Source organism: Cupriavidus sp. Agwp_2 (assembly GCF_040784895.1).
GTDB lineage: Bacteria > Pseudomonadota > Gammaproteobacteria > Burkholderiales > Burkholderiaceae > Cupriavidus.
Genome location: NZ_CP088083.1, coordinates 1,545,445 through 1,558,030 on the forward strand (window position 1 = coordinate 1,545,445; position 12,586 = coordinate 1,558,030).

Below are 12,586 nucleotides of genomic sequence, written 5' to 3' on the forward strand. Positions count from 1 at the left end.
GATGTCCGCCGTGCATTCGGTTTTGCCATATGGCCCTTTCGGGAAATCCGGATAGCCAGCCGTAGCCTTGTCCTGCAATCTGGCGGCCGATCGATAACAGACCGGCGCGCAGGTGCCGGCAGCATGGAGACGGCAACGATGGCGACGCAAGCAATGCAGGTACAGGGCAAGGGCAAGGGTTGGCAATGGATGGTGGTCGGAGCGCTTGGCCTGGCGTTCGCCGGCGGGGTGCAGGCTGCGGATGCCTATCCGTCCAAGCCGATCACGCTGGTGGTGCCGTTCTCGGCAGGCGGGCCCACCGATGTCGTGTCGCGCGCACTCGGCCAGGCGATGTCCAAAGACCTGGGCCAGAGCGTGGTGGTGGAAAACCGCCTGGGCGCTGGCGGGACCGTCGGGGCGGCGTTCGTGGCGCGCGCGCAGCCGGATGGCTACACCATCCTGATCCATCACAACGGCATGGCCACCGCGCCGGCGCTGTACAAGAAGCTGTCGTACAGCCCGCTGAAGGATTTTGAATATATCGGACAGGTTGCCGATGTGCCGATGACGCTGCTCGGCCGCAAGGACCTGCCGCCGGCCAATGCGGCCGAACTGGTGAAGTACGTGTCGCAGAACAAGGACAAGGTGTCGCTGGCGAATGCCGGCCTCGGCGCCGTGTCGCAACTGTGCGGCCTGTTGTTCGAGGAAGCGTTGCACGTCAAGATGACCGCTGTCCCGTACCAGGGGACGGGGCCCGCGATGACGGCCCTGCTGGGCGGCCAGGTCGACCTGCTGTGCGACCAGACCACCTCCACGTTGCCGCATATCAACGCCAACCGCGTCAAGCTGTATGGCGTGACGACCCCCAATCGCATCAAGGCGCTGCCCAATGCGCCGACGCTGCAGGAGGGCGGATTGAAGGGCTTTTCCATGAAGGTCTGGCATGGTGTCTACGCGCCCAAGGGCACGCCGCCGGCCGTGGTGGCGCGGCTGAACAAGGCATTGCAGCAGGCACTGAAGGATCCGGTGGTCGCCAAGCGCCTCGATGACCTGGGCGCCGAGATCGTGCCCGCCGACAAGCAGACGCCGGAGGGGCTGAAGACCTGGCTCAAGGCCGAAAGCGACAAGTGGCAGCCGCTGCTGAAGACGATGAAGATCGAGGCCGACTGAGTCGGAGGCCGACTGAGCGCGCCCGGCCTCGGCCAGCGCACGCAGGCAACCAGCATGCCGCACGGCGAAAGCCGTGCGGCATGCTTGCATTTGCGGCCTGCCGAGGCCATGTTTGCGCCCACGGACCCATTACGGGTAAACACGGCAGTACAAGCCCCAGGCATGCCGGCGCGTGATGGCAGCAGCGGAATTTTCTATTTCACCATCCGAAAGCTAGCTCGCTACCATCGTCTCAACGGGTGCCGCCATGCCGCGACACGCCTGACCATAACTACCCGTGGAAGAGACAATGAAACGCTTGCTTGCCCAAGTGGGGATCGGTGCGCTCGTCGTATCCGGTGCGCCTGCCGATGCCGCTTATCCTGACCACCCCGTGCGCATGGTCGTCGGCTTTGCCGCCGGCGGCAGCACCGATGTCGTGGCGCGGCTGGTTGCCAACAAGCTTGGCGCGCTGCTCGGCCAGCCGATCGTGGTCGAGAACAAGGCCGGCGCCGGTGGCACCATCGCGACCGAGGCCGTGGCCAAGAGCCCGGCGGACGGCTACACGCTGCTGTTCGGCACCAGCTCGCATGCCATCAATGCCACGCTGTACAAGAAGCTGCCCTACGACTCGGTCAATGACCTGGTGCCGGTCTCCGTGGTCGCGGCCGTGCCGATGGTGCTGGCGGTGAACCCGTCGGTGAAGGCCAATACCGCGAAGGAGCTGGTCGAGGACATCAGGAAGAACCCCGGCAAATACAGCTACGGCTCGGCGGGCAAGGGCAGCGCGGTCCATATGGCGGTCGAGCTGCTGCAGTACCAGGAGCACCTCAGCCTCACCCACGTGCCGTTCCGCGGTGCAAGCCAGGCGATCCAGTCAGTGATCTCGGGCGATGTGCAGTTCATCACCGATGGCGTGTCTACCGCCGCGCCGATGATCCAGTCGGGCCGGCTCAAGGCACTGGCGGTGACCACGTCGACGCGCTCCAGCGTGCTGCCGAACGTGCCAACGATGAAGGAGGCCGGCTATGGCAACTACGAGACGTCGCTGTGGAACATGGTGATGGTGCCGCGCGGCACGCCCGCCCCTGTCATCCACAAGATCAGCACAGCCTTGCAGGCGACCGTCAAGGATCCGGAGGTGCGCCAGCGTATGGAAAAGATCGGCGTGCAGCCGATCACCGATTCCACGCCGGACAAGGCGGCGAAATTCGTCCAGGCGGAAACGCGCCGCTGGGCCGAGGTGATCAAGGCGGCGAATATCGAACTCGACTGACGGGGGGTAATGTCGGGCGTCCACCGAAGCCGGGGCAGGTTCCGGTTGGCGTGAGGCGATAGCCTTCTATCGCATGCCAGCCGCGCACGACCAGCGGTGCATGGCAGGCGGGAGCGGACAAAGCGATTCAATCGCCAAAGGGCAGCTTGATTCTAGGCCGCAGCAGTTCCTTCCTCCACGATGCGGCGCCGTTTCAGCCGAAGCACGACGCCATAGACGGCCAGCGCTGCGATGACGTGCTTGAGGGTGTGTCCGCTGACCAGTCCCGTCAGCGCAGCGATCTGGTGGTCCAGTACATCGCAAACCAGTGCCAGCACATAGCAGCCGGTGATGGCCAGCACGTCCCGGTCGCCCGTGTAGCGCGGTGCATAGAGGCAGAGCAGCAGCGGTACCACCAGAATGGCGCAGGCCTGGACCAGGAGGTAAGGGCGCAGGTCGCCGCTGCCGCGGGCTTCGCTCCATGCCCAGTAGCCGACGCTGGCCGGCCCCACGATCAGCAGCAGCGGCAGCAGCCGCAAGCCGGCCTTCAGGCTGGCGCGCTCGCACACGTTGGCGCCCAGCCAGGCCATCAGCGCGAGTGCCAGCGGAGCGCGGTCCCACACCAGCCGCTGGTTGTCCGGTGCCAGGTGGTAATAGCCCGAGCCCAGGCCCACGAGGAATACGGCCAGAAAAAGCACCCGGTAAGGCCAGGCTTCGGCCGGAGCGATAAACGCGCGGCTGGCAGCGGTGACGCCCAGATAGCGCAGGCCGGCCGCGCCCGCGAGCAGGAACAGCAGGTTCGAGCCGATGTCGAGGCAATGGGGCGTGCCGAAGCAGACGTAGGGGTCGGCAAAACGATGATATTGCGGCGGCTGCGCGATGCGCGGCACCAGCCAGGCCCCGGCGGCCATGGCCGCCACCAGCAACCAGACCCCGGCGGCCCTGGCGGCAGGGCGGGCTTGCCGGCAGGCGCGCATGATGGCTCTCTTCAGCTCGTTGGCATCCGTGACTGCAATGCAGGTTACGACGGTAGCACGATCTGGGCGCGACAAGATTCAATCGCCGCCGCGCACTGGCCGTTCGTGCCGAGGGACGTAGTGATTGCTACATCGCCGGTCCGTGTAGCCGCGCTTGCCGATGAAACATCGCGCTCAGTCCGTGCACTGCTGGATGAACTGCGTAATGGCCGGCAGGATGGATTGCCGGAAGCCCTGGCCGGCGAACGTCCCATAGTGGCCCACGCCGTCAACGACCAGGTGTGCGCGCCTGTCGGCGGCAAGGCCTGGGCAGAGTGCGTGGGCCGCTTCGGTCTGGCCCCGGCCGGTGATGTCATCCTCGCCGCCTTCGATGGTCAGCAGCGAAACATTCGTGATTGCCTCGGGGTGGACACGGCGCTGGCCGATTTCCATGCAGCCGCGGCACAGGTGATGCTCAAGGAAGACCTTCTGGATGGTTTCCAGATAGTACTCGGCCGGCACGTCAAGCACGGCGTTGTACTCGTCATAGAACTGGCGATGCCTGGCGGCTTCGTGCTGCCTGCCATCGACCAGGTGGCAGTAATAGTCAAGGTGAGCACCAGCGTGGCGTGCGACGTTCATCGAGATAAAGCCCGCAAGCTGCAGGAAGCCGGGATAGACCCGGCGCCCCCGTCCGGGGTAGCTGTCGGGTACCCGTTCGATGACATTCGACTCGAACCATGACAACGGATATTTCTGCGCGAACTGGTCGACCGCAGTCGGGCTGACGCGGGTGTCGATCGGCGCGGCGATAAGCGTCATGGAGCGGGGCTGGGCGTGCTCGTTGTCCTCGGCCATCTGCGCGACCGCACAGAGCAGCGGGACGCCCGGCTGGCATACCGCTACCACATGCGTGCCGGCGCCGAGGTATCGCATGAACTGCTTGAGGTAGTCGACATAGCTGCCAAGGTCGAAGTCGCCGGCGTGAAGTGGGACCAGGCGCGCATCGGCCCAGTCGGTGATGTAGACATCATGCTCGGCCAGCAATGCTTCGACCGTCGGGCGCAGCAGCGTGGCGTAGTGGCCCGAGAGCGGCGCCACCAGCAGCACACGGGGACCGGGGCTCGGCATGTCCTTCCTGAAATGCAGCAGCCGGCAGAAGGGCGCCTCAATCAGCACGGTCTCGGTGACAGCCACCCGTTGCCCACACGCGATGACGTGGTCGATGGCGAAGCCAGGTTTCCCGTAGGACTTGGTCAGACGCGTGAATAAATCAAGCGCGGCGCCGGCCTCGCGCATCCCTGGCACCCACGCGAGGGACTCGCCCCAGAAACCGACTGCACGCTGGCCTGCCTCGATCATGGCCCCGAGCGGCCCGACCGACTGCAGCGTGAGTTCACGCAGAGCATAGAGCGCCATGGCAATCCCCGTCTTCTGAAAAAATGGTTGCTGCATTGTTCCGAGGCCGGGAGCTGCAAACCGCGCGTGGCCTCTTGCTGGCGCGATGCCGCGATCGCTTCAGCGCACAGGGTGCGCCGGACAGCGGCAGGACCGACTTCGTTCAAGGTGGACGGGCGGGCGGCAGGCTTGTAACGCGGCTCGGCCGGAGGGAGGTGGGCAGTGCGCCGCGAGGTGCCGCGCACGGCCAAGGTGTCGTCGATGCCGAATTGCCTGGGCGCGGGTAGCGTGCGCCTTGCCGGGACGGCTGGTCCGGCAGCTGCGGCCGGATGCAAGCGCACGGCTCAGGCCGCACGCGAATCGATTGGTATGCTGCATGACGTCCCCACGACTCAGGGCTACCGGCATTGCGTCGCAATACCGGTGCAACAACATGCATTTAAGTTACGCGATTTACATTCAGTAACATATTCGATCTAACCCTACTGCAACGCCTTGCATGCTTTTTCTCGGGGAAAGTGACTCGGGTGACATCGCTTGTTCGCAACTCGGATTCAAGGGTTCTCGCGAAGTGATGCTTGAATTCCAATGCGCTGCTGCAGCTAGCGCTGGCTGCCGTGCAATTTGTAAATCTTTGCAAACAGGGGGCCTGTTGCTGGGTCAGTCACTGATCCACGTTGCCCCCGGCCAGGCGCCATCGAGCACCAGCCGCTTCATCAGCGCGACCAGTTCCGCGGCAGCGAAACTGGTCGCGGGCGTCAGCCGCCGTGTGGCGGCGTGGGCCAGCACGATGCGCCGGGCGAGGTTCGGCGAGACGACCGGCGCGCCCGCAAGGACGCCATCCTCCATCTCTCCCGAAACCGCCGAACTCGGCAGCACGGTAAAACCGAAGCCCTTCGCCACGAGGTTCTTCTGCACCGCCAGCGAGTTGGTTTCGACGGCGATGGTCGGGCTGAACCCCGCCACTGCGCACGCATGCTCCACCACGCTGCGCAGCCCGTGCGGGGCATTGGGCAGGATCAGGGGCAGGTCGCGCAGGCGCTCGACGGTCTCGTCCTCGCCGGGCGACAGGCTGCCGGCCGGTCCGATCAGGTAAAGCTGTTCATCGAGCAGCGGCTCCACCTGCAGGCCGGGGGACGCCTTGGTGTCGTAGAGCAGGGCGACCTCGACGTCGCCAGCCTCCAGCCACTGCAGCAGGTTGCCCGCATAGCCCACGTTGAGGCGTATTCCGAGTTGCGGGTGCCTGGCCTTGACGGTCGCGACCAGTTCGGCCGCAAGCAGCTCGCAAGTGCTGGGAAGCAGCCCGATCACCGCGGTGCCTGAAATCGCGCCTGCCGCCGGCTTGATTTCCGCACGGGCCCGGTGGAGTTCCTGCAGCGCCCGGCGTCCGTATTCGACCAGGGTGCGGCCCGCGTCGGTCAGGACCATGCCATGGCGCTCGCGCTCGAACAGCTCGACGCCCAGTTCTTCCTCAAGCAGGCGCACATGCCGCGACACGGCAGGCTGCACGATGCGCAGCAACTCGGCCGCCTTGGTGGCGCTGCCGGTCTCGGCGATGGCTAACAGGGCGCGCAGTTGCTTGATGTCCATGCGTCGGGGAGTGGCTGGTTGGCATGCAGGTTTGTGATTGCAGGCATCAATTTATTGTATTTCATGGCGCCAGCTAATCAACTCTATGATAGCAAACGTTCCCGCCGCAGTTCTCCATGTCGCAATTCTCTATCCATGTCCCGCTATGACTACTCCCCACGCTGACCCCCTTGCCTGGCAGGAAGACATCTTCCAGGCCCTCAAGCAAAACGACATTCGCCAGGTGGCCTACGTGCCGGATGCCGGCCACTCGCATGTGATCCGGCGCGCCAGGGCCGATCCTGATATCCGTGACGTGGTGCTGACCACCGAGGAAGAAGGTGTTGGCGTCGTCAGCGGCGCCTGGCTGGGCGGCCAGCGCGCCGTGCTGCTGATGCAGAGCAGCGGAGTCGGCAACTGCGTGAACATGTTCTCGCTGCTGGGAAGCTGCCAGTTCCCGTTCTTCACGCTGGTCACCATGCGCGGCGAGTACGCCGAGTTCAATCCCTGGCAAAACCCGATGGGCCTGGCTACCCAGCAGGCGCTGGAGCTGATGGGGATCACCGTCTACCGCGTGAACTCGCCGGAAGACGCCGCCGAGCTGGTCGACGCCGGCCTGGCCTCTGCCTTCGACGCTGGCAACCGCGTTGCCGTTCTCCTGTCCCAGAGCCTGATCGGCCGCAAAAAGTGGATGCGCTAAACCCATGACTACCTCGACCTCCAAGCACGCCCATCCCGGCCTTGACCGCCGCAAGTTCGTCGCCGAACTGCTCAAGCAATTTCCTGACGCCCTCGTCGTCACCGGCCTCGGCTCGCCTTCGTACGACGTGTTTGCCGCCGGCGACCGCCCTGGCAACTTCTACCTGTGGGGGGCGATGGGCGGCTCCACCTCGCTGGCGCTGGGCCTGGCCATCGCGCAGCCGGAAAAGACGGTGATCGCCATCACCGGCGACGGCGAGCAGCTGATGGGCATCGGCAGCCTGGCTACGGCCGCGGCGCAAGGGCAGAAGAACCTGAATATCATCATCCTGGACAACGGCCACTTCGGCGAGACCGGCATGCAGCAGAGCCACACCAGCCTGGGTACCAACCTGGCCCAGGTGGCGAAGGCCGTCGGTGTGCCGACCACGCTGGAAATCACGGATATCGAGCAAGTGGAACAGCTCGCACACCAGATCAGGAAGGCCGACGGCATGACCGTGGCGCAGGTCTATATCTCGACGGACGAGCCGCAGCGCGCACTGCCGCCGCGCGATGGCACTTACGTCAAGAACCGCTTTCGCCAGCATCTCGGCTTCGCACCGTTCTAGCCTGCCTACCCGAACCAGAATTCGAACCCGGACCGCATCGCGCCATGAAGCAGTATCAAATGTTCATCGACGGGGCCTTCGTCAATGCCGACGACGGCCGCTGGTTTGAAACCCAGAATCCCTATACCGGCAAAGCCTGGGCCGAAGTGGCCCGCGGCACCGCAGCGGATGCCGACCATGCCGTCCAGGCGGCCGACCGGGCGTTCCGCGCCGGCCCGTGGCCGGAGATGACAGCGACGCAGCGTGGCGCCTTGCTGCGCAAGCTCGGCGACCTGATCGCGCGCGACGCCGAGCGGCTGGCCGAGTTCGAAGTGCAGGACAACGGCAAGCTGCTGGCGGAGATGAGTGCCCAGCTGAAATACCTGCCGCAGTGGTTCTACTACTTCGGGGGGCTGGCCGACAAGGTCGAGGGCTCGGTCATCCCGCTCGACAAGCAGGGCTACTTCAACTACACGCGGCGCGAACCGCTGGGCGTGGTGGCGGCCATCACGCCGTGGAACTCGCCGCTGATGCTGCTGGCGTGGAAGATCGCGCCCGCGCTGGCGGCGGGCTGCACGGTGGTGGTGAAGCCGTCGGAATTCACCTCCGTGTCGACACTGGAGCTGGCGCTGCTGTTCGAGGAAGCCGGCTTTCCCGCGGGGGTGTTCAACGTGGTGACCGGGTTTGGCGCCGAAGTTGGCTCGCCGCTGGTGACGCATCCGCTGGTCAGGAAGGTCACCTTCACGGGATCCGATGCCACCGGGCGCGTCATCAACCAGCAATGCGCGGCGCAGTTCAAGCACGTCAGCCTTGAGCTGGGGGGCAAGTCGCCGAACATCGTCTTCAGCGATGCAAAGCTGGACGATGCCGTCAACGGCGCCGTCTCGGGCATCTTCGCCGCGAGCGGCCAGACCTGCATCGCGGGTTCCCGGCTGCTGCTGCAGGAAGATATCCACGACGTCTTTGTCGAGAAACTGCTGGCGCTGGCGCGGACCGCCAGGCTCGGCAACCCGATGAATGCCACCACGCAGGTGGGGCCGATCACCACGCCCGCGCAGTACGACAAGGTGCTCTCGTATATCAAGATCGCGCAGGAAGAGGGCGCGGAGCTTCTGCTCGGTGGCAAGCCCGCATCCTGCCAGGGATGGTTTGTCGAACCGACCATCTTCGCCGGCGTTTCCTCCGCCATGCGCATCGCCCGGGAGGAGGTCTTCGGGCCGGTCCTGTCGATCCTGAAGTTCCGCGACGAAGACGATGCCATCGCGATCGCCAACGACAGTTGCTACGGGCTGGGTGCCGGCGTATGGACGTCCGATATCGGCCGCGCTTTCCGCATGTCCGAGCGGATCCAGGCGGGGACGGTGTGGGTGAACACCTATCGCGCAGTCAGCTTCATGTCGCCGTTCGGTGGCTACAAGGACTCGGGCCTCGGCCGGGAAAACGGCAGCGCCGCCATCGACTCGTACCTGCAGACCAAGAGTGTGTGGATCAACACGGGGGCGGCCACCGGCAATCCTTTCACCATCCGCTAATTCGCGTCTTGCCGAAGCCTCCTCGCCTGCAGGCGGGGAGAGTGCCTTGCCTCGGCAGTTGCGCAGTCTGCAAACTGCGCTCGCGGGTCACCGTGAAAGCGCGTCTTCCGGGCTCCCGCCCGCGGCCTGCGCCACTTCGATCAGCTCATCGATCAGCGCCTTCGCGCAGCCGGGCAGGCCGTCCAGTTCCCGCACGATCACCGCGCGCTCGCGAACCGCCCACGCTTCCGGCAGTTCGATGATGTCGATCTTCATCGTCTGCCGATGGCGCAACGCTGCCGACAATGGCACCACGCCGATCCCCACCCCGGCCTCGATCATCCTGCACATCGCCTCGAAGCTGCGGATCTGGATGCGGATCTGCAGCTTGCGCCGTTGGTCGCGCACGAGTTCGGTCAGGAAGGCATGCAGCGTGCTCCCTTCATGCAGGCTGACGTGCTCGTAGTCGAGCGTGTCGTCGAAGGTGACGTTTTCCTTCCGCGTGAGCGGATGCCCTATCGGCGTGGCCAGCACCAGCTTGTCGGTACTGAAGTGGATGACCTCCAGCCCATCCGGGTTCAGCGGCCCGGAAATGATGCCGAGATCCGCGCTGCCATCCAGCACGCCGCGAATGATGTCGCGCGTCAGGCGCTCCTGCAGGTCGACAGTGACCGCCGGGCGTTCGGCCATGAAGCGCGCCAGCACCTCGGGCATGAATTCGGTGACGGCCGTGGTGTTCGCAAAGATGCGGATATGGCCGACGGAGTCTTTCGAATACTCCTCGAACTCGCTCCGGACATGCTCGAACTGCCGTTCGATCACGCGGGTATGCCGCAACAGGCGCTCGCCGGCTGGAGTCAGCGCCAGGCCCTTGCTTTCCCGGTAGAAGAGGCGGGTGCCGAGCTGGTCTTCCAGCGCCTTGAGCCGGGCGCTGGCGGCGGCTGGCGACAGAAATGCCTTTCTCGCCCCGCGCGACAGGTTTTCCTCTTCGGCGATGCGGGCAAACAGCCTGAGGTCGGCAAAATCGAAATGCATGGGGGCTCCTTGGCCGTAACTCTATCAAGGCACTTCAGGTGGCGCAAACCGCGGCTGGCCGTTGTGCGGCGGTGCTTTCGGCCCGAGCGAACGGCTGCTTCGAGAAAACGAGATTTACCGCGCCGGCCCGTGCTGCGAGACTTGATGCATTGGCGGCCGGCACAACGGGCCGCAACCGGATCACCGTTGTTTGCGCGCGCTGTGGCGGTGCAAACGCAATCTTCACGAAAAGGCTGCTATGCGTCCTCTTGATGGCATTACCGTGGTTTCCCTGGAGCATGCGATTGCTGCGCCGTTCTGCACCCGCCAGCTGGCAGACCTGGGCGCTCGGGTCATCAAGATCGAACGGCCCAAGGTCGGCGATTTCGCGCGCGGCTACGACGAGCGCGTTGACGGGATGTCGTCCCACTTTGCCTGGACCAACCGCTCCAAGGAAAGCCTGGCGCTGGACCTGAAGCACCCGGAAGCCCCCGCCATCCTGCAGAAGATCCTGGACCAGGCCGATGTGCTGGTGCAGAACCTGGCGCCGGGCGCGGCCGACCGGCTGGGCTTGTCGTACCAGGCGCTGTCGCAACGCTATCCAGGCATCGTCGTCTGCGACATCTCCGGCTACGGCAACGACGGCCCATACCGCGACAAGAAGGCCTATGACCTGCTGATCCAGGCGGAGTCCGGTTTCGTCTCGATCACCGGCACGCCGGAGAGCCCGTCCAAGGCTGGCTGCTCGATCGCGGATATCGCGGCCGGCATGTATGCCTACACCAATATCCTGGCGGCGCTGCTGCAGCGCGGCAAGACGGGGAAGGGCGCCCATATCGATGTGTCCATGCTGGAAAGCATGGCCGAGTGGATGAGCTTCCCGCTGTACTACGCCTTCGACGGCGCCACGCCGCCGCCGCGCGCCGGCGCCTCGCATGCCACCATCTTCCCGTATGGCCCGTTCACCGCCGGAGACGGCAAGACCATCATCCTGGGGCTGCAGAACGAGCGCGAATGGGAGGCTTTCTGCCGTGTGGTGCTGGAGCGGCCGGAACTGGCCACCGACGCGCGTTTCGTCACCAACTCGCTGCGCTCGAAGAGCCGGGCCGAGCTGACGCAGATCATCACCGATGTCTTCGCCGCACTGACAATCGACGACGTGGTCGGGCGGCTGGAGCGCGCCCAGATCGCCAACGCGCGCATGAACGATATGCGGGACCTGTGGAATCACCCGCAGCTCAAGGCACGCGAGCGCTGGACCTCGGTCCAGTCCCCGGTCGGCGTGATACCCGCGTTGCTGCCGCCGGGGCAGTCGAATGCCTTCGAGCCGCGCATGGACGCCATCCCGGCGCTGGGCGAGCACAGCGAAGCGATCCTGCGCGAACTCGGCTACACCGGCGACGACGTCGCGCGCCTCCATTCGGAAGGCGCCATCTAGCCCGCGCCGCTCGCTTTTCCCCACCATGTCTTGCCGCCACCATGTCTTGCCGCTCTACGCCCGCCTGTCGGCGGGAAGGCGGCGCTCGCCCGTACGCCAGCAGGGTTCCCATGACTACCACCGCCATTGCCCGCTCTTACCTCTTCGTCCCGGCCAACCGGCCTGAGCGCTTTGCCAAGGCCCATGCATCCGGTGCCGACCGGGTCATCCTGGATCTGGAGGATGCGGTTTCCGAAAGCGACAAGGACCGCGCCAGGCACCTGCTGGCTGAATACCTGGCAGCAGGCGGCACCGGGCTGGTCCGCATCAACGCCACGCAGACGCGCTGGTTCGAGGACGACATGCGTGCCTGCCTCAGTCCTGGCGTGCAGGGCGTGGTGCTGCCGAAAGCCGAGAGTGCCGGGCAGGTTGCGCAGGTGACGCGGCACCTGCCACCGCAGGTCAAGGTGCTGCCGCTGATCGAAACCGCCGCGGGCATGACCAACGTGGCGCAGATAGCTGCGGCGCCAGGCGTGGAGCGGCTGATCTTCGGCACCGTGGACTTCCGCACCGAGCTGGGCATCGAGGGCGACGACGAAGAACTGCTGTTTTTCCGCTCGATGCTCGTGCTGGCGTCGCGCACGGCGGGCATCGCGGCGCCGGTGGACGGCGTGACCGTGTCCATTGCCGATGCGGATGAGCTTGGCGCCGCCAGCGTGCGCGGACGCCGGCTGGGATTCGGCGCCAAGCTGTGCATCCATCCCTCGCAGGTGGAAGCCGTGAATGCGGCGTATCGGCCCTCTGACGCCCGGGTGGCGTGGGCCGAGCGCGTCATCGCGGCTGCCAAGACCAGCCCAGGCGCATTCCAGCTCGACGGCGAGATGGTAGACGCCCCGGTAATCGCCCGTGCCACGGACCTGCTGCGCCAGGCGGGGCGCAATCACTGAGAACACCTTTCCGTGCGAGCGAATGGCTCGTTCAGAACTTTCGAATGGGAACCGGCCGCGCCAGCAGGCATAGTGGAACCACGCAATCAACACCAGAGACCA

11 protein-coding genes are annotated in these 12,586 nt (G+C 65.4%); 7 read left to right on the forward strand and 4 right to left on the reverse strand.

From position 1 onward, the window contains the following. Positions 1-189 precede the first annotated feature (189 nt). Together LPA45_RS07210 and LPA45_RS07215 are read left to right on the forward strand one after the other, a co-directional pair. Positions 190-1,149: a tripartite tricarboxylate transporter substrate-binding protein gene (locus tag LPA45_RS07210; protein WP_233528426.1), complete on the forward strand. Its 960-nt coding sequence runs from the start codon at positions 190-192 to the stop codon at positions 1,147-1,149. 289 nt (positions 1,150-1,438) lie between these two features. Then, positions 1,439-2,404: a tripartite tricarboxylate transporter substrate binding protein gene (locus LPA45_RS07215; RefSeq protein WP_116323291.1), complete on the forward strand. Its 966-nt coding sequence runs from the start codon at positions 1,439-1,441 to the stop codon at positions 2,402-2,404. Between the two features lie 152 nt (positions 2,405-2,556). Here LPA45_RS07215 and LPA45_RS07220 read toward each other — a convergent pair whose 3' ends face one another. The 3 genes from LPA45_RS07220 to LPA45_RS07230 all read right to left on the reverse strand — a co-directional run bounded on the left by LPA45_RS07220 (position 2,557) and on the right by LPA45_RS07230 (position 6,327). Further along, positions 2,557-3,360 carry a hypothetical protein gene (locus LPA45_RS07220; protein ID WP_116323290.1) on the reverse strand — a complete coding sequence of 268 codons (804 nt, stop codon included), beginning with the start codon at positions 3,358-3,360 and terminating at the stop codon, positions 2,557-2,559. 174 nt (positions 3,361-3,534) lie between these two features. After that, positions 3,535-4,758 (reverse strand): polyhydroxyalkanoate depolymerase, encoded by a 1,224-nt coding sequence (locus tag LPA45_RS07225; protein WP_116323289.1) that lies wholly within the window; start codon positions 4,756-4,758, stop codon positions 3,535-3,537. A 639-nt stretch (positions 4,759-5,397) separates the two neighbouring features. After that, positions 5,398-6,327, reverse strand: a complete 930-nt coding sequence (locus LPA45_RS07230) for a LysR family transcriptional regulator (protein WP_367394992.1) — start codon at positions 6,325-6,327, stop codon at positions 5,398-5,400. Between the two features lie 145 nt (positions 6,328-6,472). On the opposite strand from LPA45_RS07230, the gene LPA45_RS07235 reads away from it, so the two are divergent. Genes LPA45_RS07235 through LPA45_RS07245 form a run of 3 tightly spaced genes read left to right on the forward strand, consistent with a single transcriptional unit; the run spans position 6,473 to position 9,127 of the window. Beyond that, positions 6,473-7,006, forward strand: coding sequence for a thiamine pyrophosphate-binding protein (locus LPA45_RS07235; RefSeq protein WP_116323287.1), 534 nt, complete (start codon positions 6,473-6,475; stop codon positions 7,004-7,006). A gap of 4 nt (positions 7,007-7,010) precedes the next feature. Then, positions 7,011-7,616, forward strand: a complete 606-nt coding sequence (locus tag LPA45_RS07240) for a thiamine pyrophosphate-dependent enzyme (RefSeq protein ID WP_116323286.1) — start codon at positions 7,011-7,013, stop codon at positions 7,614-7,616. Between the two features lie 44 nt (positions 7,617-7,660). After that, positions 7,661-9,127, forward strand: coding sequence for an aldehyde dehydrogenase (locus LPA45_RS07245; protein WP_116323285.1), 1,467 nt, complete (start codon positions 7,661-7,663; stop codon positions 9,125-9,127). A gap of 87 nt (positions 9,128-9,214) precedes the next feature. Here the strand turns inward: LPA45_RS07245 and LPA45_RS07250 are convergent, their stop codons facing one another. Then, positions 9,215-10,141 carry a LysR family transcriptional regulator gene (locus tag LPA45_RS07250; RefSeq protein WP_116323284.1) on the reverse strand — a complete coding sequence of 309 codons (927 nt, stop codon included), beginning with the start codon at positions 10,139-10,141 and terminating at the stop codon, positions 9,215-9,217. A gap of 238 nt (positions 10,142-10,379) precedes the next feature. On the opposite strand from LPA45_RS07250, the gene LPA45_RS07255 reads away from it, so the two are divergent. Both LPA45_RS07255 and LPA45_RS07260 read left to right on the forward strand, forming a co-directional pair. Continuing rightward, positions 10,380-11,558 (forward strand): CaiB/BaiF CoA-transferase family protein, encoded by a 1,179-nt coding sequence (locus LPA45_RS07255; protein ID WP_116323283.1) that lies wholly within the window; start codon positions 10,380-10,382, stop codon positions 11,556-11,558. 110 nt (positions 11,559-11,668) lie between these two features. Continuing rightward, positions 11,669-12,484, forward strand: a complete 816-nt coding sequence (locus tag LPA45_RS07260; protein WP_116323282.1) for a CoA ester lyase — start codon at positions 11,669-11,671, stop codon at positions 12,482-12,484. Positions 12,485-12,586 lie beyond the last annotated feature (102 nt).